A 23844-nucleotide genomic window follows, 5' to 3' on the forward strand; every position below is an offset into this window, starting at 1 on the left:
ACGGTTTACGCCGTTTGTTGTTGCTGTGCGGCTTTGAGCAGCAACCATTCACACGGACGGAAACGTTCGCCGTGCAGTTCAACCATCAATTCCAACTCGGCAACAATGGTTGCGGCGCCGATTTCATCGATATAGGCATAAATCCCGCCTCTGAATTCCGGAAAAAACATACCCAGCACCGAAGCCACATTACCTTCATTCAGATTGGTAATCACCGCTTCCTGCGCACAATAGGCGGCTTCATTCAGCAGCATCAAAATACAGCGGCGGACGATCTGTTCCGGTTCGAGGTTATTTTCCGCAACCACCTCCAACACCTGATAAATACTTTTATCCACTTGGGTACGATCGCCGCTGCGGGAATGGTAAAGGTAAAAACCCCGCCGATTTTTACGCCCTTTGCGCTCATTACGCAGCAGGTAATCCACTTTCGGCGGTGGTGAAAAACGTGCACCGAACGTCCGCTCCAATTGCGGCAAGGCTTTCACTAAAATATCCAACCCCATTTCGTCAATCATCGCCAACGGCCCGTTTTTAAAGCCGAATTCCTGCAACGCCCGATCTATCGTGCCGACCGCTTCGCCGTCAAGCAGGCAGTAAAACGCTTCCAGCAGGTAAGGAATCATAATGCGGTTAATAAAGAAACCCGGCGAATCCTTCACCAGCAACGGCACTTGCCCTTGCTCGATAACCAGGCTGATCGCTTTGGCAACGGTGTCCGGCGAAGTGGTTTCATGCGGAATGATTTCCACCATACGCCGCTGACTGACCGGCGTGAAGTAGTGTATACCGATAACATTTTGCGGACGCTGTGCTTTTGAGGCGATTGCCGCTATCGATAAGGTCAGCGTATTACTGGCAAAAATCGTTTTTTCATCGTAATAATTTTCACTTTCTTCGATCAAATTTTGCTTTAACGCCAAATCTTCATACACCGCTTCAATCACAATATCCGCCGCCTGTTTGCCGATAAAACGCTCGCCGCCGCTGATCAGATAAATCTTTTGCAATAATTTTCCATAAGGCAAATGCCCTTGATCCACCTCTTTTTGCAGCAACAGATAACTCAGACGCAACGCTTTTTGCACGCCGTCGGGATTAATATCCTTAATCCGCACCGGCAGCCCCGCCCGTGCCGCAGTGATATAGGCAATGCCCGCCCCCATAAAACCGCTTCCCAGCACCGCCACCTTTCTGATTTTGCTGTCGCGCTGCAAATCATGATATTGATGGCGCATTTCACGGTTGGTGCGCTCCATCCGACGTAATGCCGTTGAGGTTTTATCGACAAATAAGTCGGCAAAACGGGTACTGACCGCACTTGCCCGACTTTCTTGCTGTTGTTTGAACAAGTTCAAAATCGCATTTGTCGCCGGATAATGGTCAAAGGATTTCAACCAGATTTGCTGTTCAGCCTGTTCGATCAAATAACGGCGCAACCAACGAATATTCTCCCCTTTTGCCAACAGGCGATGGTAGCCGCCTTTCGCTTTCTGCACCGCCGATTGTGCTTCGCCGCAAAGGTAACGGCAGGCAACCTGAAATAACACCGCTTTCGGCACGATTTCATCAACCAGCCCTTTCGCCAACGCATGACGGGCGCTGATTTTATTACCGGAAAGCATCATTAGCAGCCCCTGTTTCAGCCCGATTTGCTGCGGCAACAAATGGCAGCCGCCGGCAAAAGGCAACAGCCCCGATTTCACTTGCGGCATGGAAAAACGGGTCTCCATATCGTCCGCCGCCAATCGGTAATCACAACTCAATGCCAGTTCCAGCCCCAAACCGAAGCAACTGCCCTGCACCGCACACACGCTTGAAAACGGTAGCGTTTGGATCTTGTCCATCAAATCACGGCTTAATTGGCTGAAATCCGTTAATTCGGCATGACTTTTTTGCTCTAGCCCCAACAAACTGAAGCCCTGTACAAAACTGTTTTCTTTTCCGGAAATAAAGATCAACCCGCGCAAAGGCCAATTGGCCAATTGTGTTACCAGTGCATTTAAATAGTAAAGCGTTTCCCGATTTAACCAGTTCTGTTTTTTTGCCGTCACATTGAGCGTAATGACGGCAATATCCCGTTGGTAAAAACTGAGTTTGAACAGCTCGGTATGCTGTTCGCCGCGGTAGTCAAAGGTTGGAACCGACGGATTTTCTGTCTGCATTTTCATTTCTCAACTACTCCCTTTCCAACACCATCGCCGCCCCCAGACCGCCCAAACCGCCGGACGCAATCAGTGCGGTTGCCCCGCCCTGCCGCTGTAACTGGTGCAAGGTTTGAATCAGGACGCGTAAACTGGTAATCGCCCGCGGCGATCCGTATGCCAGTGATCCGCCCAAAACATTAAATTTATCCATATCGACACAGCCAAGTGCGGTATCTCGCTGCAAATGCTTTTGCGCAAACCGTTTTGATTCAAATAATTGGAGATTTGCCAAAATCTGCGCTGCGGACGATTCGTGCATATCAATCAAGTCAATATCACTCAATTCCATGTCTGCCCATGCCAGCGCTTTAGCGGCGGCATGGGTTGCGCCTAACAGCATATTGTGCCAAACATCATTGCCGGTTAAGGCGAAACTGCGAATATAACCTAACGGTTTCAATTGATAGCGTTCCACCAACTCTTCGCGCATCAACAACACCGCCGCCGCACCGTCCGCCGGTTCGGATACACTCCACGCCGTCACGACATTGTGCCGACCGCTGTGCAGCGGTTTAAGGCGTTGATAATATTCCGCATTGATCTGCTCGCTGATCATATTGTCCCGAATCACATAATGCCGATAAGGTGCGGGATGTGACAGCATCACCTGCTCAGCCATCAAGCCCTGTTGCCATGCCAGCTCCGCCCGTTGATGGGAACGGGCGCTGTATTGATCCAACTGCTCGCGATCTAAGCCGAAATTTTGCGCCATTTGTTCTGAAATATCGCTCAATGAAAAGTTGGTCATTGCATCACGCAAATTGACTTGCTGCAGTTTGATGTCTTGCCGTGAAAGGCGTTTGAACAGATTCCATTTACGGCTGTAACTGGAGGTGCGCCATATATCGCGCAAAGTGCGGATCAGTTTCGGTTTCAGACTGAAAGGCGCATTGGAAATCGAATCGGCACCGCCTGCCAAGCCGCAGGATATCGAGCCGCTGATAATGCCGTTACAAACATTGGCGACCGCTTGCAAACCGGTGATACACGAACTGCTCAATGTATAGGCCTGCGCATGCGGCATCGATAAAGTCAAGGCAATTTCACGCGCCAAATTCGGCACGTCGGGCTGCTGAATCACCTGTCCGAAAATAAACTTTTCGACTACGCTACGCTCCAACGGCAGGCGGTTGAGCAACTCATTGGTCACCATAATCCCCAAATCGGTGGCATAACACTCTTTAAATCCGGTATTACGTCGCACAAACGGCGTGCGCAAGCCCGCCACCACGGCAATTCGCTCTCCGCGCGCATTCACCAGTCTTTGCTGAATAGGCATAAAAATCAATCCCGATTATTGCGTTTGAAATATCGCATAGCATAACAAATCCTTCTTAAAAGAAACGAAAAATTTTGCGTTGCGGCAGAATTTCTCTGCTTTTACTTTCTAGTCAGGCGGCTTATTGATACAATTTCGCCCTATCCAAAAAACAAGACGGCAAAAATACATTATTATGACCAAGAAAAAAGCAAAAGCAGGTTCAAATACCATTGCCCTGAACAAAAGAGCCAGACACGATTATTTTATCGAAGACGAAATTGAAGCGGGGCTTTCGCTGCAAGGCTGGGAAGTCAAAGCCATGCGAGCCGGCAAAGCTAATATTAGCGACAGCTATGTTATTTTTAAAGACGGAGAAGCTTATCTATTCGGAGCAATGATTACGCCGTTAAATATGGCGTCAACCCATGTTGTCGCTGATCCAACCCGCACGAGAAAATTGCTGTTAAGCCGGCGTGAACTTGAAAGTCTGTTCGGCAAAGCCAACCGTGACGGATATACCATTGTCGCCTTGTCGCTGTATTGGAAAAACGCATGGGCAAAAATCAAAATCGGACTGGCAAAAGGCAAGAAACAACATGACAAACGTGATGCCATTCAAGACCGGGAATGGCAGCGCGCCAAAGAACGGATTATGAAGAACAGCAACCGCGGTTAGTTTCAGATGCTAAAAAACCGCACTTTGAACCCAAAGTGCGGTCGAATCTCTTAATAATACGCTTATTTATTCAGCAAATACGCCCTTAATAAGGCAAAATCATTCGCCATTTCATCCGACAACAACGGCAGTTTATTGTGTTTGTCTAACGCTTCCGGTAATGGCAAATCAAGATTCAAGATCCGATCAACACTTTCCTTAAATTTTGCCGGATGTGCAGTACAAAGGAAAATACCGGTTTCATTCGGTTGCAAATCGGCTTTCAACACATTGTAAGCGATCGCACCATGCGGCTCGCACAGATACCCTTTTTCGTTCATCTGCTTTAATGTCGTTTCGGTTTCACTGTCTGAAACCGCACTTGAATGCAGCTCACTCAACGCCCAACCGTTACGTTTGAAAATTTCTTCCACCCGTGGCCAATTATTCGGGCGGCTGACGTCCATCGCATTGGATAACGTTGCCACAGTCGCCTTCGGCTGCCATTCACCGCTCTTCAAATAGCGTGGGACGGTATCATTGGCATTGGTGGAGGCGATAAAACGTTTAATCGGCAGCCCCAGCCATTTGGCGATTAAACCGGCGGTTAAATTGCCGAAGTTGCCGCTCGGCACAGAAACCACAATTTGGTCGCGCTTTTCCTTCGGCAATTGCGCAACCGCTTCAAAATAGTAACACACTTGCGCCAATAACCGACTGATATTAATTGAATTTGCCGAGTTTAAGCCGATTATCCGGCGCAAATCTTGATCGTCAAATGCCTGTTTTACCAAGGCTTGGCAATCATCAAAATCACCGTTGATCGCCACCGTGCGGATATTCCCGCCCAACGTACAGAATAATTTCTCCTGCAACGGGCTGATTTTGCCTTTCGGGTACAAAATCACAACCTCGATATTCTCCAATCCGTGGAAAGCGTGTGCGACCGCCGCACCGGTATCGCCTGAGGTTGCGGTTAAAATCGTGATTTTTCCTTCCCCTCGGATTGCCGCCAACGTACGTGCCATAAAGCGACCGCCGAAATCTTTAAACGCCAAGGTCGGGCCGTGAAACAGCTCCAACGCATAGACATTATCTTCAACCTTAACCAACGGTGCCGGAAACGTGAACGCATCACTAATAATTCGATTCAATACCGCACTTGGTAATTCTTCGCCAATTAGTGCCGACAGTATTTTTTGGCTACGTTCCACCAATGGAAGTTCAAGCAACACTTCGACATTATCCAGTTGCGGAATCACTTCAGGAAAAAACAGCCCTTGATTTTTGCCCAATCCCTGACGCACTGCCTGTGCAAAATCGACTTGCTCTTCCGGATGCTTAATATTGTATAAATTCATTAAAAAAATCCTTGCTATAAAACGTACGGTGAAATAGAAAAGTGCGGTCAGTCTAACAGCCTTGCACCCTGATTATCAACCTGACAAACATGAACAAAGCCTTCATTATTTTGTAAGTAGTTGTTTTCCAGATAGGTGGCGACTTTAGTAGCTGTCGCCAAATCCGGCGCAATCGCAAAAATCGTCGGGCCGGAGCCGGAAATGCCTGTCGCTAATGCTCCCAAATCACGACAACCCTGCTTGACATTGTCGTAATTCGGCAACAGTTGTTCCCGATAAGGCTCGGCAATCACATCTTTCATCATCAATGCCGCCAGGCTTTCCTGCTGCGTATGACAGGCATGTACAAAACTGCCCAGATAACGTCCGTGATCAATCACATCTTGGCGGCTATAACTTTTCGGCAAAATCGCCCGCGCTTCCGCAGTGGAGACTTCAATCCCCGGATAGGCAAGCACCCAATACCATTGATCAAAAAACGGCAGCGTTTGGCTGATATTGCCCAGTGATTGCACCATTAACTGTACACCGCCCAAAAAGCACGGCGCTACATTGTCATAGTGAATCGAACCGGAAATCCGTCCTTCCAACTCGCCCATCATTTCCAAGAGTTCCATTTTAGAAAACGGTTCTTGGTGGAATTTATTCAAAGCAACTAACGCGGCCACAATCGAACAGGCGCTGGATCCCAGTCCGGATCCAATCGGCATATTTTTCTCTAATGTCAGCCGCAATGACCGCACTTTAGTATTACGCAGCTTTAAACGTTCACTAAATAAAACATAGGCTTGATACACAATATTTTTTTGCGGCTCTTTCGGTAATTTCCGCACAAAGTAACCCGCACTTTCCAGCTCAAAACCGTCTGCAATCGCTTCAATTTGTACCACATCACCTAATAGAGAACCGTCAATTGGTGAAACCGCCGCCCCTAAAGTATCAAAACCGACACTGACATTGGCACTGGATGCGGGCGCATACACTCTTAACATATCCTGATCCATCAGTTTCCGCCTCCGTTTTGCAAAGTACGCAGAATATCGGCAAAAATTCCGGCAGCGGTTACATCATTACCTGCGCCGTAACCACGAAGCAATAACGGAATCGGATTGTAATAACGGGTATAAAACGCCAACGCATTTTCGCCGTTTTTCACTTTATAGAGCGGGTTATCACCGTCAACCGCCACAATCGAGACCTTGCATTTGCCGTTGTCCAAGCGACCGACATAACGCAATACTTGCCCGTTGGCTTTGGCTTGTGCAACCCGATCGGCAAATTCTGCGTCCAGCGCCGGCAATTGTGTCATAAATTCATCAACATTTTTTCCTTCGGCAAAGCCTTTCGGCAGCACGCCTTCCACTTCGACATCACTTAATTCCAGCATTAAGCCGTTTTCACGGGCGATAATCAACAACTTACGCGCCACATCACTGCCGGACAGGTCATCTCTTGGATCCGGCTCGGTGAACCCTTTCTCTTTTGCCAGTTTGGTGGCCTCCGACAGGCTCAAGCCTTCTTCCAGTTTGCCGAAAATAAACGATAACGAACCGGATAAAATTCCGTCGAATTGCAGAATTTCGTCCCCTGCCGCCAACAGTTTCTGCAAGTTGTCAATCACCGGTAACCCTGCGCCGACATTGGTATCATACATAAACTTACGCTGATTTTGCGCCGCCACCGCTCTTAACCGCAGGTAGTATTCAACATCAGAGGTGTTGGCTTTTTTATTCGGGGTAACCACATGGAAACCGGCACTCAGAAAGTTGACATATTGATTGGCGATGTCTTGATTCGAGGTGCAATCCACCAACACCGGATTGACGATGTTGTTATCTTGGACAAAGTTCACTAAACGCTCGACCGAAAATGCCTCGCTCGCTTGTGCTAATTGTTCGCGCCAGTTATTCAGTTTAAGCGGCTGTTCGCTCAGCAATAAATGTTTGGTATTCGCCAGTGCGTACACGCGAATGGCGATATTCTTTTTTTCCAAATAGTCGGTTTGGCGCTGGATTTGATCCACCAGTTCGCCGCCGACACCGCCGGTACCGACCACAAACACATCAACGACTTGATGGTGGGTAAACAGTGCACGGTGGGTCGCTTTCACCGCCTGTACCGATTTATGTTGCGGAACAACCGTAGAAATAGAGCGTTCGGAAGAACCTTGCGCAATCGCCACAATATTAATGTTGGCTTTAGCAAGTGCGGTAAAGAAACGTGCCGCTACACCTTTCGCCTTCTTCATACCATCACCGACCACCGACACAATCGAAAGGTTGTCGCTGACTTCCAACGGCTCCAGCTGTTTGTGTTCCAACTCGTAAGCAAACTCTTGTTCCAGCGCTTCTTTTGCCACAATCGCCGATTTGGTCGGGACACAGAAGCTGATGCTGTATTCCGAAGAAGATTGCGTAATCAGAATAACCGAAATGCCGGATTTCGACATCGTGGAAAATACCCGTGCCGCCATACCGACCATGCCCTGCATGCCGGGGCCGGACAGGTTAAACATGCTGACATTATCCAAATTGGTGATCCCTTTCACCTGCAAGCTGTCGGATTTGACATCGTTGTTAATATAGGTTCCCGGTGCATCTGGATTGGCCGTATTTTTAATCACACACGGAATGCTACAACGTACCAATGGCCCGATGGTGCGCGGATGAATCACTTTCGCTCCGAAATAGGAAAGTTCCATTGCTTCTTGATAAGACAGGCTATCCAACAAACGAGCATCATGCACCAAACGAGGATCACAGGTATACACTCCGTCAACGTCCGTCCAAATTTCACAGTAATCGGCATCAAGGCACGCCGCCAGTACCGCCGCCGAATAATCGGATCCGTTGCGCCCCAACAACACCAGTTCCCCTTGTTCGTTGCCGGCGGTGAACCCCGCCATCAGCACGATATTTTGCTTTGGAATCGAGGCGGCGTCGACTCGCGGTTTGGATTTGCTGATACTGACTGAGGATTCCAGATACGTCCCTTTGGCAACCAGTTTTTCTACCGGATCGATTTGGGTAACCTGATAGCCTTTGGCTTCAAACCAAGCTTTCATCATGGCAATCGAGAGTTTCTCACCGCGACATAAAATGCCGGCATTGACGCTGTCAGGACAACGTTTATTACGTTGAATATCGTCTAATACGTGTTTTAACTGGGTGAATTCGTTATCGATAACTTGAAGAAGGGCGATTTTGTCGAGTTTAGGATTAGCGAGATATAAACCGTCGATGATGCGATAGAAAATTTGCAGGACTTCATTAAATTCATGTTCAAAAGCTTCACCACTGCCGGCTTTTTCCACCAGCGCCACCAGATAATTGGTGATTTTCGCCGGTGCCGACAGCACGCCTGCCGCTTGATCGTTTAAATGCGCTTGTTCAATCAATCCGGCAGCCTGTAAAAAGCGTTCCGGATTCGCCAAAGACGTTCCCCCAAATTTAAGCACTCGCATAATCTTCTCCTGATTCATTATTAATGTTGTGTAAGCGATAAATATTAAAAAACCCGCACTTGTCGGTGCGGGTTTTTTTGATTTTGTTATGCAACACTAACCCGCCACGTACTTACGCATGGTAATGATCATAATGGTGGTGGTCATTGTGTTGTTTTGCATGATTTATTTAAATTTTTAAAATTTTTGATGTGATAGAAATACAGAATTTCCCGAGTATTGTCAATGAAAAATTCGGCGAATACGCCAAATCTGCTGATTTTTTTAAATATCCAACAGCAGATTGACCGGAATCCCCAACCCATGATGCAATTTCTTGATCATGCTCAATCTTAGACTTCGTTTACCGTTCAATACTTCCGACCTTCCCAATCCTCTTCACTCTCTGTGTCCGCTTCTAAATCCATTAATTCAGAATGGAAAATCAGACATCAAAGTGCGGTTTTTTAGACACACCGCCGATTCCACGCTAAAATAACCGCACTTTACTTTTAACCGTTAATATCACTCTCCATGTCTATCCAACAAAATTTAGCTGAAATTCATCAACAAATCGATGCTTGTTGTCAACAGGCTGACCGCACGTTAAACCAAGTTAAGCTATTAGCCGTCAGTAAAACCAAATCCATTGCTGAAATTGAGGAAGCTATTGAAGCCGGACAAACGGCATTTGGTGAAAACTATGTGCAAGAAGGAGTTGAAAAAATCCAGTTTTTTCAGCAACGAAACATTAGCTTAGAATGGCATTTTATCGGGCTGCTGCAATCAAACAAAAGCCGCTTGGTGGCGGAACATTTTGACTGGGTTGAAACCGTGGATCGCCTGAAAATCGCCGAACGCCTCAGCCGGCAGCGACCAACCGCACTTGCGCCGTTAAACGTATTGATTCAAGTGAATATCAGCGATGAACCATCCAAATCCGGCATCCGCCCAAACGAGCTATTGCCGTTGGCACAACAAATCGGCGAGTTACCGAATTTGACACTGAGAGGCTTAATGGCAATTCCGCAAGCGAGTGCGAATGAACTTGTGCAGCAACACGCATTCGAGCAAATGCAACAGCTGTTTCAGCAACTGCAACAGGCTTTGCCGCAACGGCAGATCGACACCCTGTCGTTAGGCATGAGCGGCGATATGGCGACGGCGATCAAGTGCGGTTCGACCCAAGTTCGTATCGGCACGGCAATTTTCGGCGCGAGAAATTAGCGGTTTTCTGCGGAAAACGGTATACTCTCCCCCCTTTCGAAAAATAACAAGCGCATACGCTATCACGTTTCAGGAGTCTCTTTATGTTTGGATTCGATCCAACCATTGTTACCTTTACGGTATATATTATCGGCATGTTGCTTATCGGATTGCTGGCATACCGCTATACCCGCAATTTATCCGACTATATTCTCGGCGGGCGCAGTTTGGGCGGTTTCGTCACCGGCATGTCGGCCGGTGCGTCCGATATGTCGGGCTGGCTGCTGATGGGGCTGCCGGGGGCGATTTATGCCGCCGGCTTGGTTGAAGCCTGGATTGCCATCGGTTTAACCGTCGGTGCCTATTTAAACTGGTATTTTGTCGCCGGCCGCCTGCGCGTCTTCACGGAAACCCACAATAACGCCTTGACACTGCCGGAATATTTTCAGGCACGCTTCGGCGCCGAACATAAAATGCTGAAAATTGTCGCCGCATCGATCATTCTGCTTTTCTTCACCATTTATTGCGCATCCGGCGTCGTGGCGGGCGCACGACTGTTTGAGAACCTATTCGGCACCCCATACCAAACCGCACTTTGGTACGGTGCGCTGGCCACAATTATTTATACCTTTATCGGCGGTTTTCTGGCGGTCAGCTGGACCGATACCGTACAGGCCACCCTGATGGTACTTGCGCTGATTATTACTCCGATTATGGTGCTGTTCAGCCTTGGCGGCATCAATGAATTCAGCACGATATTGGAAAGTGCCGGCAACCGACTGGACAAAAATTTCACCGACATCTGGAGCGGTACCTCCCTTATCGGCTTATTAAGCTTGGCGGCATGGGGATTGGGCTACTTCGGACAACCGCATATTCTGGCGCGTTTTATGGCGGCGGATAATGTCCGCTCATTAACCAGCGCCCGCCGAATCGGCATGTCGTGGATGGTTTTTTGTCTGCTGGGTGCCGTCGGCGTCGGCTTTTTCGGCATCGCCTATTTTTATGCGAATCCGGAACTGGCCGCGGCGGTCAGTGCAAACCGAGAACAAATTTTTATCGAATTGGCACGCCACCTGTTTAACCCGTGGATTGCCGGAATTTTGCTGTCCGCGATCCTCGCTGCCGTGATGAGTACCTTAAGCTGCCAGTTACTCATCTCCTCCAGCGCTATTACCGAAGACTTTTACCGCGGTTTTATCCGACCGAAAGCCCGTGATAAAGAGTTAGTCTGGATTGGCCGTGTCATGGTCTTGGCGATTGCCGTCATTGCGATTGCAATTGCCCGAAATCCGGAAAGTCAGGTATTAAAACTGGTTGAACACGCGTGGGCGGGCTTCGGCAGCTCTTTCGGTCCGTTAGTCCTATTCTCGTTATTCTGGAAACGCACCAATTCAAACGGCGCCATGGCAGGCATGTTGACCGGCGCTTTAGTGGTGATTTTCTGGAACAAAGTCGTTCCGGACAGCGGCATCTATGAAATGATTCCGGGCTTTATTCTCTCTTCCGTTGCTATTATCGCAGGCTCACTGATCAGCGGCAAACCGGATACGAGCGTAGTAGAAAATTACGAGCAAGCAACGATGCAATATAAAGCCAGCCTATGATCTCCCATCAAGCAAAGTGCGGTTTAACATGCCGTCAAACCGCACTTCGATTTTATGTCTACACAAATTATTCACACAGTTTTTCCGGCGCCGGCGCCAACATACGCTTGTGATGTGAACGGTTATGCCAAAAATCAATTTGTTTTTGAGCCTGCTCCGAAACGGGTTCCCCACGCAAAAACGCATCAATTTCCGCATAACTGACACCCATTTCATCTTCGTCGGTCTGCCCCTGCCATAAACCGGCACTCGGCGCTTTCTCCAAAATCGCTTGCGGCACGCCCAATAAACGCCCCAACGCAAAAACCTGCTCTTTACGTAACTGCACCAACGGCACCACATCGACACCGCCGTCGCCAAATTTAGTGAAATAGCCGGTATGCCACTCCGCCGCATTATCCGTACCTACCACTATCGCCTGCTGATTTTGCGCGCAAGCGTACAACGTTATCATGCGTAAGCGTGCTTGTACATTTCCCGCAATCACATTTTGTCTTTCGGCATCATCACGGAATAACGGTTTTGCACTCTGCATAAAAGTGCGGTAAGTATCAATAATCGGTACTTCCATCACTGGGCAGCCTGCGCTTTCTGCAACGGCATAAGCATCAATAATATCCTGTTTAGCGGTTGTTTCGGACGGCAAAATCAGCCCCTGCACCGGCGCACCGGTTTTCATCAGCAAACTGACCGCCACTGCCGAATCAATACCGCCGCTAATCCCGATCACATACCCTTTGGCGCGATAAAAATCTCGCTGCTTTTCCAGCCAATCGACCAGATAATCCGCATATTGCTGTAAATTCATACTATTCTCCTTCATTCGGCACTTGGTAGCGCACCGGCTGCAACCTCGGGTTAAAACAGTAACGGCGCCCCTGTTTCGCTTGCTCTTCGCCGTTTAATTTCACACAATCACCGGTGAAACCAATATTCACTTTCAGCAAATTCGAGCCGACACCATAGGAATCCACCGGCGTACCCAATTGCTCAAACAGTTTGATTTTCGCCGAATCAAATCCACCGCTGACAATGATTCTGACATGCTGAAAACCCTCCGCATCCAAATGTCGGCGCAACAGTTTAATCAGGCGAGGATTGGTGCCGCGCAAATCATAACGCCCGAATTCATGCTGATTTTTCAGAAAATATTGATCGACCATATTGGCGGAAGTATCGACTCGGACACCATATAATTTGTCACCGAAATGGCGTGCAACCTTCAATGAATCTTCAATTACATCATTGTTATAATCCACCAACGCCACCAAATTATCATCCGGAAATGTCGCCAGATAGGCTTCGCAGGCTTTAATCAAATCGCCGTTAAACAGCTGGATCAGCGCATGCGGCATCGTGCCGACACCTTCCGTGCCCCACCACTCGTTCATTGCATAAGTCGCCTGTGCGCTCATGCCGCCGATATAGGCGGCATAGCCATCGCCCGCCTGCTGTGAGAAATGATCATCACGATCGCCCATAAAAATCACTTGCTTTTCCCCTGCCGCCTGTACCACGTTATACACATGGGTCGCAACCGAGGTGCGGCGTGCCAAAATTCCGTCGATAATCCCTTCCAGATAGCCGAAATCTTCATAGTGGCCTTCAATCATCAACACCGTTTCAAACGGTGAAATTTTATCGCCGTCATTAAGCGCCCAGATTTTCAATGCTTGCGGATTGGCGGCAAACGTATGCAACAAGGCGATCGCTTCATCCATGCCGCAGACAATCGCCTCGTTTTTTTGAAAAAACTGCAAGGTCACGCTTTGTTTTGGGATACGATTTGCCACAATTTTAGTGGTTTTTAAAAAATAAACGGCGGAAAACCAACCGTCTTTAATCCGTTGATCAAACTTGAAAGTGCGGTTAGTCAGCCTTGCCAGCTTACCTTTTTGTTTCAGTTCAAATTCTTTTTCACACATGTCCGTTTCTCATCTTAATTGAAAATAAAAAGTATATGCTACAAAAAAACCATTTTGTTTAATTTGAACTTTTTTTATGTATTAATCAAGCGATATTTTGGCGGAGATAACGCAAAGTCGGCGTAAAAATAGTGAAACGTATAGAAAACTCGGTCTAAAAGACATTATTCAGTCTCGATTTTCAGTACCAGCGGCATAAAAAAATGCGATGCTGATTCCGACCGATACCGTCATCGCGAAACTGGCCAGCGCTTGCGTTTGGCTGAACATCAACAACCCGAATGAAAGCAGGCTGGTGACGGCTGACAATAAAATCGCTAAAAAAGCACCGGCTGAAGCGGTACGGGATTTCGCCAAGAAAATGGCGTAATCCACACTCATTCCTAAAACCAGCGCCAAGCCCAAAGCGGAAAATACATTAAAATATTGCCCGCTCAAACTTAAAACCGCAAGCGAACAAAGCATGGAAAATGCAATCACAAAAACGAACATGCCGGCAAAACGAATAGAAAATCCATAAGCCAGACAAAGGCAGACCAAAACCGCACTTGCGCTTAACATCCACAAAACCGCATTGCGTGTCTGCCCAAATAACACGCTCCACTGTTGCGTTAAATTATGATAACTCACCCCGTCCGTCTCAGAGGCGATCTGTGAGAATTTCCCTTGCTCTCCGTCTTGCAGCGGAACCAGTAGATAATAAATCGTCCGACTGCCTTGCGTTTTCTGAAAATATAGCGATTGAAAATCGCCCCCTAATGCTGAATCCATAAATTGAGTCAATGTCGTTATCGTTTCGGGATAAGGTTGGACTTGTTGTAAACCCAATCCTGTTAACGCCGGCGTCAAGGTTTGCACTGCACCGGAGACCAATATTGCATTGCGTTGCTTCCTTTCTCGGCTCGGAACATAATCGGATAACAGGACGCGATAAGCATGATCGAGTTTTGCTTGCTGCAAGGCGCTTTTCAATTGTTCACTGCGTTGCAGTAGGCTCTCTTGATTATCGGCTTGCAGAATGAAATATTGTAATTGGTTACTCTGTCCGAGAATAGCCGTTACCTGCCGCTCCATCTGTTTGAGCGATTCAGTCGGGCGTTGAAAGGTTCGCACGTCGTCATTAAACTGAATCTGAATTGCCGCATACAACAATAACGGCACTACTCCGCACATCAGCGGAATAATTTTGCAATTCTCACGCCAGAAATGTAAATAACGATATAAGCCGGTTTGTGCTACAAATGTCGCATACGGCATCTTTTCGATGAAATAAGGATAAAACAGATAAATTGTCAGCAACGCCCCAAACAGACCGAAAACGGCATAAACCGCCATCTGTTGCAACACCGTTGACGGTGCGAAGAAAAGAAGCGCATAGGCAAGTGCGGTATGCCACTGCACCGATTTCGCTTGAGCCGTAAAATTCCATCAATTCACATACAACCGTTGCTGCGCTTTCGTTCCCACCATCTCGGGCAATTTACCGCTGGAGGAAAAACCACATTGGCGACCGGATAATGCAGATTATCATCGAGAAAACGTAAAAATGCGGGACTGCTGATCAGTTTATAAGCGGATTTAATCTTTGCCAGCTGTTCCAAAATGATCAAACTATGATCAAAAAACGGCATCCTCACAACTAGAGGAAACAGCAAGCAGTATATCGGTCTAATGAACAATTAAGAAATGAATTAAGAAATGAAAGATACATTATTGGTGATAATAAATAAAAAGGTTCTAGATAGCAGGAAATAAATTAGAAATAATCTGTTTCAAATCAAATCAGTCGTAGACTGTTTTTTAAGAGATGGTGCGGAAGGGGGGACTTGAACCCCCACACCCGTTAAGGCTCTAAGACCTGAACCTAGCGCGTCTACCAATTTCGCCACTTCCGCAATTTTGTATGAATTTCTATTTAATGGCTGGGGTACTAGGATTCGAACCTAGGAATGCTGAGATCAAAACCCAGTGCCTTACCGCTTGGCGATACCCCAATTTACATCTTGAAATTCAATGATAAGATATATCGGTTGATGGCTGGGGTACTAGGATTCGAACCTAGGAATGCTGAGATCAAAACCCAGTGCCTTACCGCTTGGCGATACCCCACCTGCCGACAATCGCAAACCTGATGAATGGTGCGGGAAGAGGGACTTGAACCCACACACCTCGCGGCGCCAGAACCTAAATCTGGTGCGTCTACCAATTTCGCCATTCCCGCTAGGAAAAAATATGGTGGCTATGACGGGATTCGAACCTGTGACCCCAACATTATGAGTGTTGTGCTCTAACCAACTGAGCTACATAGCCATTCAATTATTTTCTGCGTTCACCTCATCGGTTTTGCGAGGTGCATTATGCTAATATCAGCCCAACTCGTCAACCGTTTTTTCTTAAAAAATCACTTTTTTAATCTGTTCGGACACAGATTGACCAGTTTAATCGCATGGCGTGCAATTTACAATCAAAGATTTTCATTCCACGCCGTTTTCGGCTTGTCTGCCGAATTATTCTTCCAGCAGCTGAACCAGCAATTCACCGTTCCATAACGCTCGCTTAATCAGGGCAAAAGCACCGATAATATCATCATGTTCCAATTCCGACGCTTCAAGTGCGGTATGCTTGACAAATTCCGCCAATGCCATCGCCTGCAACGCTTTTTCAATTGCAGGAAACAGTATTTTTTGTGCCTGTGTAATTTGCCCGGAGAGGATAATTTTTTCCGGATTCAACACATTGATACACACCGCCAAAACCTGCCCGATATGTCTGCCGATTTTTTGAAATAATTCGACCAACAGCGGATCACCCTGATTAACGGCACGGCAAATGCTATCGAGATCACAGCGTTCCAATGAAACCCATTCACTGTGATGCCCTTGCTCCAACAGTTGCCGGACGGTATCTTCAATCGCCGGATTACTGACCAACGTTTCCAAACAACCAAAATGACCGCACTTGCAAGGCCTGCCTAACGGATCAACCTGTGTATGCCCAATCTCACCCAAATTGTTCTTACTGCCGCTAAACAGTTCTTTATTCAAAATAATGCCTGCCGCCACACCGCGGTGAATACGTAACAAAATGGAGTCATTACAGGTTTTGGTTTTGCCGAAATACGACTCCGCTAACGCCAGCGCCCGCACGTCATGCCCGACAAACACGGGCAGATTGATCGCTTGCTGAATCTGTTCCGCCAACTTCCACGGTTTTTTCAAATTGAGCTGCGGCATAAAATGAATGGTATTGGTTTTTTGATCGACAAAGCCCGGAACCGTAATACCACATGCGATAATCTGCCCGCCCGACTGTAGATACTTCGCCACCGCCTCTTTAATCAAATCCAGCAGGTAGTGTTCCAACTGTGCTAACGATTGCTTGATTTGCAATTGATATTTTTGTTTAAACAGCACTTCCGTTGCCAAATTCATCGTTGCTACGGTGACACTGGTTCGCCCCAAACGTATCAACACAGTGGCGAACTTTTCCCGTTCCGCCACAATCGAAATCGCCCGTCGGCCGCCGGTAGACTCCTGCGGTTCCATTTCTTTAACCAGCCCGAAGCGCAATAAATTGCGTGTGATTTTGGTCACGCTCGCCGCTGCCAGGCCGCTCATTTCCGATACCTGTATCCGTGAAATAGGGCCGTGCCGATCAATCAAACGATACACCAATGCGCCGTTCGCCTGTTTGACAAAATCGACATTGACTATCTGTATTGGGTTATTCATTGTCGTTTCCTTCTTATGGCGACGTTTTCCATTTCCAATCCAATAAAAAAGTGCGGTATCAATCCCCTGCACCGCACTTTAGACGCTTATTATCTTGATAACATCAACGCCAACTAGGCATAGTGCTGTAAAACTCCGTTTACTGCGGTGGCGGTAACCTTGAAGTTATGGTCGAATACGGTCAGATTTGCCACTTTTCCGGCAGCAATCGAGCCCAAAGTGCGGTCGACTCCGATAGCGCGAGCCGGATAAAGGGAACACATTCTCAAGGCTTCGGGCAGTTCTATACCGACTTGCTCCACCAAATTTTGTACCGATTCAATCATGGTGATGGCAGAACCGCCGAGACTGCCGGTTTTTTCCTCATAACATTTGCCGTCTTTGACGATGACTTTGGTGCCGACAAAATCAAACCATTCGATATCCGAACCGGCAGCGGCGGTCGCATCGGTAACGACAACCAGTTTCTTACCTTTGATCTGTTTAGCAAAGCGGATATTAGACCAAGTCACATGTAAGCCGTCAACAATAATGCCGGTGTAAATATCCGAATCCAACACCGCACCGACCACGCCCATATCACGCCCCGAGCTGATCGGCGACATGGCATTGTGCAAGTGGGTCGCAAAACCGATTCCGTCCCGAATACGCTGCTTGGCAACCTCATAAGTCGCATTGGAGTGGCCTAACGACACTAGAATACCGCTATCACTAAACTGTTTAATATAGTTTGCCGCTTCATTTTCCGCCGCAATCGTCAGCTTGGTGATGACATCGCCGTTGGCACATAAAAAATCAACCATTTCAGGCGAAATTTGACGAATATATTGCGGACGGTGAACACCTTTTTTTTCAAGGCTGAGGTAAGGTCCTTCCAAATGCAGCCCCAGAGCTTGATTGGCATTCTTGCTGTCTTGCAGATACTCCCGCATGACCGCAACCGCACTTTTCATACCTTCATCAGGCGCTGTAATAAATGTCGGCAGATAGCTGGTACAGCCATACCGCATATTGGTCTGCTGCATGGTATGCAAGGTCTCGATAGTGGTGTCCAGATTGAACATCACGCCGCCCGCACCGTTTAATTGCAGATCAATAAAACCTGCGGTCAGATTTTTTCCGTTCAAATCAACCCGCTCAATCTCTTGCGGTAAATCCGATTGTGCCACCACCGCTTCAATTAAACCGTCATTGACGACAACCGCATGCTGATAAAGCACTTTGTCGGCGCTATAAACCACGCCGTTAGTCAACGCATAACGCATTTTTACCTCTACTTATTCCGCCACAGCCGCGATTTCCGCCGCTTCTAAATTCGTAAAATATTTAACGGTTTTGACTTTTAATTCCTGTGTTGCCGGCTCGTCGCACACCAAAATCGCTTTGGTATGCATTTGCAACGCGCTGATCGTCCATAAATGATTGACACAGCCTTCCACACCCGCCTGCATTGCCAAAGCCTTATTATGGCCGGTTGCCAAAATCAGCACTTCTTCGGCGTCCAATAATGTCGCCACCCCGATGGTTAAAGCATATTTCGGTACTTTAGTCAGATCATTGTCGAAAAAGCGGGAGTTGGCAATCAGCGTATCTTCCGTCAAGGTTTTGATCCGTGTTCTTGAGTTTAACGAAGAACCGGGTTCGTTAAAAGCGATATGCCCGTCACTGCCGACACCGCCCATAAACAGATGAATTTTGCCGTAAGAGCGGATTTTTTCTTCATATTGACGGCACTCTTGATCATGATCTGTGCTGTTGCCGTTCAAAATATTCACATTTTGCGGCTGCACATCAACATGCTTGAAGAAGTTTTCCCACATGAACGTATGATAACTCTGTTCGTGATCTTGCGGCAGACCGACATATTCGTCCATGTTGAACGTCACTACGTTTTTAAAGCTGATTTCGCCTTGCTGATACAGTTTAATCAACTCTTTATAGGTTTGCAGCGGTGTGCTGCCGGTCGGCAATCCCAATACAAACGGTTTTTCCGCCGTCGGTTGAAAGGCATTAATTTTCTTTACAATATAATTAGCCGCCCAACGGCTGACTTGCTCGGCGCTTTTCAGCGGAATTAATCTCATTTGATATCTCCTTTAACTATGAATCGTTTGTCGGCAGTAAAAACTGAATTGATTTAATCATTTTTTTCATCGAAAATCAAGATTGATTTCGATCACAAAACAAGGATAAAAAACTTGCAAACTTAAGTGCTTCAAGTCAATATGAAACTGCCTTATTTACAAGATATTTTTTGTTAAAAAATAAATTACTCATCACTTCATCCTTTAGAGAGGTACCTTATGTCTATCCTAGGCTATTTACAACGCATCGGTAGAGCCTTGATGGTTCCCGTTGCGGCACTACCGGCCGCTGCCATTTTGATGGGGATCGGCTATTGGCTCGATCCCAACGGCTGGGGAGCGGACAGCCAGCTGGCCGCACTACTCATCAAATCGGGCGCCGCCATTATCGATAATATGTCACTGCTGTTTGCGGTCGGGGTCGCATTCGGCATGTCGGAAGATAAGCATGGCTCCGCCGCATTATCCGGCCTTGTCGGCTTTATGGTCGTCACCACCCTGCTCTCCCCCGGTGCGGTCGCTCAGTTGGAAGGCATTGCCATCGAACAGGTTCCTGCCGCCTTTGGTAAAATCAACAACCAGTTCATCGGGATCTTAATCGGGGTGATTTCAGCCGCCCTATACAACCGTTATTACAAAGTCGAATTACCGAAAGCATTGGCATTTTTCAGCGGTAAACGCTTGGTACCGATCTTGGTCTCGGTGGCTGCAATCGTCCTTTCTTTCATTTTGCTGTATGTCTGGCCGATTATTTTCGGCGGTTTGGTCAGCTTCGGCGAATCCATTAAAGACATGGGGGCAGTCGGTGCCGGCATCTACGGTTTCTTCAACCGTCTGCTGATTCCAATCGGCTTGCACCATGCATTAAACTCAGTATTCTGGTTTGACGTGGCGGGCATTAACGATATCCCGAACTTCCTCGGTGGTGCACAATCATTGGCTGAAGGCAGGGCGGTACTGGGTGTGACCGGTATGTATCAAGCCGGCTTCTTCCCGATTATGATGTTCGGCTTGCCGGGTGCGGCATTGGCAATATATCATATGGCAAAACCGGAAAACAAAACCAAAGTCGCTTCTTTGATGATTGCCGCGGCACTGGCATCATTCTTCACCGGAATCACCGAACCGCTGGAATTCTCCTTCATGTTCGTCGCCCCGGTGTTGTATGTCATTCATGCTTTACTGACCGGTATTTCCGTCTTCTTCGCCGCTTCAATGCAATGGATTGCCGGCTTCGGCTTCAGTGCCGGTTTAGTGGACATGGTGTTATCATCGCAGAACCCACTGGCTCAAAACTGGTATATGCTGATTATCCAAGGCCTTATCTTCTCCGTTATCTACTACGTCATCTTTACCGCCTGCATTAAAATGTTCCGATTAAAAACGCCGGGACGTGAAGATATTGCGGAAGACGACATAGCTCCGGTAACAGCCGCCGTCACAACCGGCAGCAAACGCGAAAAAGCGCAGCAATTTATTGCCGCCTTAGGTGGGAAGGACAATATCAGCAATATCGATGCCTGTATCACCCGTTTACGTTTAGTATTGGTCGACCGTAGTAAAATCAATGAAAACCAACTGAAAGCCTTGGGTTCGAAAGGTAACGTCAAACTGGGCGACAACGCCTTACAAGTTATTTTAGGACCTGAAGCGGAAATGATTGCAGATGAAATGAAAACGCTGTAGATTAGCTGCCTGTTTTAATTCACATACCGCACTTTGCCTTCAAAAGTGCGGTTTCTTTTTTACGGAAATAACCCATGAAAATGAAAAATTACCTTGCTTTAAGCTTATCGGCGACATTACTCGCCTGTGTGCAACAACCTGCCCACCACCAAAACGGCAAACAACAAACGTTCGACATGAAAACGGTCGAGGAATACCACAAGCAAGTGAGACACGGCAATACAGCCCCATCAACCGCAGCACATGACGGAATTGTATTGGATGCCAGTGATTATCAAGCCAAACCTACACTCAATACCCCACAACAGATTCGCCAAGCGACAATCCTGAAAAACCTGCCGCAATACAAACAACCGGTTTATAGTCAAGGCACAACACACAGCACCACCACCAGCCACAGCACAACGGAAATATTGAAAAATACGCCTAACGAAAAACAGACCAAAACTGTCGAAAAATCAGAAACAAAATGGAACAGCAAAGGCTTTTCATTCGGGCTATAGAATAGAATTGGTGCCCCCAACAGGACTTGAACCTGTGACCAATCGATTATGAGTCGACTGCTCTGACCGACTGAGCTATGGGGGCAAAGTGCGGTATGCGAATTGCATAAAGAGCTGAGATTATAGAGGAATCGCAGAGTTAAGTCTATAAGCTGGAAAATGGTTGGCGAAAAAACAGACTTAACTCAAAAACAACAAAAGTGCGGTGATATTTTTAAAATCACCGCACTTTTTGTCTCTTGCCGAATAGATGATTACTCGTCCAAGAAGCTCTTCAGATTTTCAGATCGGCTTGGGTGGCGCAGTTTGCGTAGCGCTTTCGCTTCGATTTGACGAATACGCTCACGGGTCACATCAAACTGTTTACCGACTTCTTCCAAGGTATGATCAGTATTCATATCAATCCCGAAGCGCATTCTCAATACTTTTGCTTCGCGCGGGGTCAAGCCGTCCAACACTTCCTGTGTTGCCATTTTCAAGCTTTCCGCCGTAGCTGAATCCAACGGCAGTTCCAACGTGCTGTCTTCGATAAAATCACCTAAATGCGAATCGTCATCGTCCCCAATCGGCGTTTCCATAGAGATCGGTTCTTTGGCAATTTTCAGCACTTTGCGGATTTTGTCTTCCGGCATGTTCATGCGCTCCGCCAACTCTTCCGGCGTGGCATCACGCCCCATTTCCTGCAACATTTGGCGCGAAATACGGTTTAATTTATTGATCGTTTCGATCATATGCACCGGAATTCGAATCGTTCTCGCCTGATCGGCGATTGAACGGGTGATCGCTTGGCGAATCCACCAAGTTGCATATGTTGAAAATTTGTAGCCGCGACGATATTCAAACTTGTCTACAGCCTTCATCAAGCCGATATTGCCTTCCTGAATAAGATCCAAGAACTGCAAGCCCCGATTGGTATATTTTTTAGCAATCGAGATCACCAATCGCAAGTTGGCTTCCACCATCTCTTTTTTGGCTCTGCGGGCTTTCAGCTCACCTTGTGAAATCCGTTCGCCGATTTCCCGAATCTGCGAAACCGATAGACTGCTGTCTTTTTCAATCACTTCAAAACGGCTGATGATCATACGGATTTCCGATTCGTAGTTCTGCAATTTTTCAGACCACGGCTTGCCGGCATTCAAGGCTTTCACCAACCAGACATCACTGGTTTCATTTCCGATAAAGCCTTTCGGGAAGTGGCTGCTCGGCACTTTACTGTAATCGTTGACTAAACGGCGCAGCTGTCTTTCTTCGGTACGAATCCGTTTTAACATGCCGCGCATCAACAGTACTAAATTATCGAATTGTTTCGGCACCAGACGGAATTGTTGAAACACTTCGGACAACACGGCAATATGTTCTTTGGCTTTTTTACTGGTGCGACCATGTTTTCTGATCACTTCCAACGTCACACTGTAATGCTCTTTCAATTCCGTGAATTTTTGACGGGCAAATTCCGGATCAATGCTGTTGTCGGAATCATCGGTGTCGCCGGATTCTTCATCCTCACTCTCTTCTTCATCGTCCAAATCCGCAGCAACTTCGGCATCGCCGCTGTCATCTTCAGCGAATTCGTCCAGTTCTGTGGTCTCTTCGGCAACCACGTCGTTCAAATCGACAAATCCGGTGATCAAATCGGTTAAACGAATCGTACCGGCTTCCACTTGATCATATTGTTCCAACAATGAGGTGATCGCTTCCGGATATTCCGCCACCGCACTTTGTACTTCGTTAATGCCTTCCTCAATTCGTTTGGCAATATCGATTTCACCTTCGCGCGTCAACAGCTCGACACTTCCCATTTCGCGCATATACATGCGAACAGGATCGGTTGTGCGGCCCAATTCGGCTTCAACACTGGATAAAACCTGTGTCGCTTCTTCCACCGCATCTTCATCGGCGATATTTTCAGTCAACATCAAATCGTCGGCGTCCGGCGCACTTTCCAGCACCTGGATCCCCATATCGTTGATCATCTGAATAATATCTTCAATCTGCTCGGCATCGACCAATTCCTCAGGCAGGTGATCGTTCACCTCGGCAAAAGTCAAATAACCTTGTTCTTTTCCCTGAGCAATTAGCAATTTTAATTGAGATTTAGAGGTTTGCTCCATAAATTAGATATCCGCACTTATTGATTATTGAGGTTAAAAGGCAAATTACAGCTGGCTATTATAAC

Annotated in this window: 17 protein-coding genes and 6 tRNA genes; 5 read left to right on the plus strand and 18 right to left on the minus strand. The window is 47.3% G+C overall.

Features of this window, described 5'->3' with window-relative positions; translation table 11 throughout:
* Window positions 1–5: 5 nt before the first annotated feature.
* Window positions 6–2171, minus strand: a complete 2166-nt coding sequence (locus tag OA57_RS04860; RefSeq protein ID WP_235424633.1) for a 3-hydroxyacyl-CoA dehydrogenase NAD-binding domain-containing protein — start codon at window positions 2169–2171, stop codon at window positions 6–8.
* Between the two features lie 7 nt (window positions 2172–2178).
* Window positions 2179–3486 carry an acetyl-CoA C-acyltransferase gene (locus OA57_RS04865; protein WP_034614178.1) on the minus strand — a complete coding sequence of 436 codons (1308 nt, stop codon included), beginning with the start codon at window positions 3484–3486 and terminating at the stop codon, window positions 2179–2181.
* Window positions 3487–3661: 175 nt separating this feature from the next.
* Here OA57_RS04865 and smpB point away from each other — a divergent pair, with 175 nt between their 5' ends.
* Entirely contained in the window at window positions 3662–4144 is a 483-nt protein-coding gene (gene smpB, locus OA57_RS04870) for an SsrA-binding protein SmpB (RefSeq protein WP_034614182.1), read from the plus strand.
* Between the two features lie 62 nt (window positions 4145–4206).
* Here the strand turns inward: smpB and thrC are convergent, their stop codons facing one another.
* From thrC to thrA, 3 genes are read right to left on the minus strand one after another with little or no spacing between them, the layout of a single operon-like run.
* Window positions 4207–5484 carry a threonine synthase gene (gene thrC / locus OA57_RS04875; protein ID WP_034614185.1) on the minus strand — a complete coding sequence of 426 codons (1278 nt, stop codon included), beginning with the start codon at window positions 5482–5484 and terminating at the stop codon, window positions 4207–4209.
* Between the two features lie 47 nt (window positions 5485–5531).
* The gene (thrB, locus tag OA57_RS04880; protein ID WP_034614516.1) at window positions 5532–6476 is read right to left on the minus strand and encodes a homoserine kinase; all 945 of its coding nucleotides are present in this window, start codon (window positions 6474–6476) and stop codon (window positions 5532–5534) included.
* Window positions 6477–6487: 11 nt separating this feature from the next.
* Window positions 6488–8947: a bifunctional aspartate kinase/homoserine dehydrogenase I gene (thrA, locus tag OA57_RS04885; RefSeq protein ID WP_034614188.1), complete on the minus strand. Its 2460-nt coding sequence runs from the start codon at window positions 8945–8947 to the stop codon at window positions 6488–6490.
* 513 nt (window positions 8948–9460) lie between these two features.
* Between thrA and OA57_RS04890 the strand changes: the two genes are divergently transcribed.
* On the plus strand, window positions 9461–10153 hold the full coding sequence (locus tag OA57_RS04890; protein ID WP_034614192.1) for a YggS family pyridoxal phosphate-dependent enzyme: 693 nt from the start codon (window positions 9461–9463) through the stop codon (window positions 10151–10153).
* A gap of 83 nt (window positions 10154–10236) precedes the next feature.
* A complete protein-coding gene (gene putP / locus OA57_RS04895; protein WP_034614195.1) occupies window positions 10237–11739 on the plus strand; it encodes a sodium/proline symporter PutP in 1503 nt (500 codons plus the stop codon).
* Between the two features lie 67 nt (window positions 11740–11806).
* Here putP and nadE read toward each other — a convergent pair whose 3' ends face one another.
* From nadE to nagB, 11 genes are all read right to left on the minus strand, one after another.
* A complete protein-coding gene (nadE, locus tag OA57_RS04900) occupies window positions 11807–12547 on the minus strand; it encodes an NAD(+) synthase (protein WP_152596718.1) in 741 nt (246 codons plus the stop codon).
* 1 nt (window position 12548) lies between these two features.
* Window positions 12549–13664, minus strand: coding sequence for a nicotinate phosphoribosyltransferase (locus OA57_RS04905; protein ID WP_034614201.1), 1116 nt, complete (start codon window positions 13662–13664; stop codon window positions 12549–12551).
* 168 nt (window positions 13665–13832) lie between these two features.
* The gene (locus tag OA57_RS04910; RefSeq protein WP_034614205.1) at window positions 13833–15065 is read right to left on the minus strand and encodes an MMPL family transporter; all 1233 of its coding nucleotides are present in this window, start codon (window positions 15063–15065) and stop codon (window positions 13833–13835) included.
* Between the two features lie 407 nt (window positions 15066–15472).
* Window positions 15473–15559 (minus strand) — tRNA-Leu (locus tag OA57_RS04920).
* A gap of 24 nt (window positions 15560–15583) precedes the next feature.
* Window positions 15584–15658, minus strand: a tRNA-Gln gene (locus OA57_RS04925).
* Between the two features lie 40 nt (window positions 15659–15698).
* Window positions 15699–15773, minus strand: a tRNA-Gln gene (locus OA57_RS04930).
* A 27-nt stretch (window positions 15774–15800) separates the two neighbouring features.
* A tRNA-Leu gene (locus OA57_RS04935) sits at window positions 15801–15885 on the minus strand.
* A gap of 12 nt (window positions 15886–15897) precedes the next feature.
* Window positions 15898–15974 (minus strand) — tRNA-Met (locus tag OA57_RS04940).
* Window positions 15975–16171: 197 nt separating this feature from the next.
* Window positions 16172–17395 carry an ROK family protein gene (locus tag OA57_RS04945; RefSeq protein WP_034614210.1) on the minus strand — a complete coding sequence of 408 codons (1224 nt, stop codon included), beginning with the start codon at window positions 17393–17395 and terminating at the stop codon, window positions 16172–16174.
* A gap of 113 nt (window positions 17396–17508) precedes the next feature.
* A complete protein-coding gene (gene nagA, locus OA57_RS04950) occupies window positions 17509–18660 on the minus strand; it encodes an N-acetylglucosamine-6-phosphate deacetylase (RefSeq protein WP_034614213.1) in 1152 nt (383 codons plus the stop codon).
* A 12-nt stretch (window positions 18661–18672) separates the two neighbouring features.
* Entirely contained in the window at window positions 18673–19479 is an 807-nt protein-coding gene (nagB, locus tag OA57_RS04955) for a glucosamine-6-phosphate deaminase (RefSeq protein ID WP_034614215.1), read from the minus strand.
* 219 nt (window positions 19480–19698) lie between these two features.
* Here nagB and nagE point away from each other — a divergent pair, with 219 nt between their 5' ends.
* Both nagE and OA57_RS04965 read left to right on the plus strand, forming a co-directional pair.
* Window positions 19699–21165 carry an N-acetylglucosamine-specific PTS transporter subunit IIBC gene (gene nagE, locus OA57_RS04960; RefSeq protein WP_034614218.1) on the plus strand — a complete coding sequence of 489 codons (1467 nt, stop codon included), beginning with the start codon at window positions 19699–19701 and terminating at the stop codon, window positions 21163–21165.
* 74 nt (window positions 21166–21239) lie between these two features.
* Window positions 21240–21668: a hypothetical protein gene (locus OA57_RS04965; RefSeq protein ID WP_034614221.1), complete on the plus strand. Its 429-nt coding sequence runs from the start codon at window positions 21240–21242 to the stop codon at window positions 21666–21668.
* 8 nt (window positions 21669–21676) lie between these two features.
* On the opposite strand, the gene OA57_RS04970 is transcribed toward OA57_RS04965, so the two are convergent.
* A tRNA-Ile gene (locus OA57_RS04970) sits at window positions 21677–21753 on the minus strand.
* Between the two features lie 169 nt (window positions 21754–21922).
* Complete coding sequence (gene rpoD, locus OA57_RS04975) at window positions 21923–23779, minus strand: RNA polymerase sigma factor RpoD (protein ID WP_034614224.1); 1857 nt, start codon at window positions 23777–23779, stop codon at window positions 21923–21925.
* Between the last annotated feature and the right edge of the window lie 65 nt (window positions 23780–23844).

This window comes from Chelonobacter oris, assembly GCF_000772535.1.
In the GTDB taxonomy this organism is placed as follows: Bacteria; Pseudomonadota; Gammaproteobacteria; order Enterobacterales; family Pasteurellaceae; genus Chelonobacter; species Chelonobacter oris.

Coding starts and splice junctions, on each gene's coding strand:
- thrA (WP_034614188.1), bottom strand. CDS start 8,947: ATGCGAGTGCTTAAATTTGGGGGAACGTCTTTGGCGAATCCGGAACGC.
- thrB (WP_034614516.1), bottom strand. CDS start 6,476: ATGTTAAGAGTGTATGCGCCCGCATCCAGTGCCAATGTCAGTGTCGGT.
- smpB (WP_034614182.1), top strand. CDS start 3,662: ATGACCAAGAAAAAAGCAAAAGCAGGTTCAAATACCATTGCCCTGAAC.
- OA57_RS04865 (WP_034614178.1), bottom strand. CDS start 3,486: ATGCCTATTCAGCAAAGACTGGTGAATGCGCGCGGAGAGCGAATTGCC.
- nagA (WP_034614213.1), bottom strand. CDS start 18,660: ATGCGTTATGCGTTGACTAACGGCGTGGTTTATAGCGCCGACAAAGTG.
- putP (WP_034614195.1), top strand. CDS start 10,237: ATGTTTGGATTCGATCCAACCATTGTTACCTTTACGGTATATATTATC.
- OA57_RS04860 (WP_235424633.1), bottom strand. CDS start 2,171: ATGAAAATGCAGACAGAAAATCCGTCGGTTCCAACCTTTGACTACCGC.
- OA57_RS04890 (WP_034614192.1), top strand. CDS start 9,461: ATGTCTATCCAACAAAATTTAGCTGAAATTCATCAACAAATCGATGCT.
- OA57_RS04945 (WP_034614210.1), bottom strand. CDS start 17,395: ATGAATAACCCAATACAGATAGTCAATGTCGATTTTGTCAAACAGGCG.
- nagB (WP_034614215.1), bottom strand. CDS start 19,479: ATGAGATTAATTCCGCTGAAAAGCGCCGAGCAAGTCAGCCGTTGGGCG.
- nadE (WP_152596718.1), bottom strand. CDS start 12,547: ATGAATTTACAGCAATATGCGGATTATCTGGTCGATTGGCTGGAAAAG.
- rpoD (WP_034614224.1), bottom strand. CDS start 23,779: ATGGAGCAAACCTCTAAATCTCAATTAAAATTGCTAATTGCTCAGGGA.
- nagE (WP_034614218.1), top strand. CDS start 19,699: ATGTCTATCCTAGGCTATTTACAACGCATCGGTAGAGCCTTGATGGTT.
- thrC (WP_034614185.1), bottom strand. CDS start 5,484: ATGAATTTATACAATATTAAGCATCCGGAAGAGCAAGTCGATTTTGCA.
- OA57_RS04965 (WP_034614221.1), top strand. CDS start 21,240: ATGAAAATGAAAAATTACCTTGCTTTAAGCTTATCGGCGACATTACTC.
- OA57_RS04905 (WP_034614201.1), bottom strand. CDS start 13,664: ATGTGTGAAAAAGAATTTGAACTGAAACAAAAAGGTAAGCTGGCAAGG.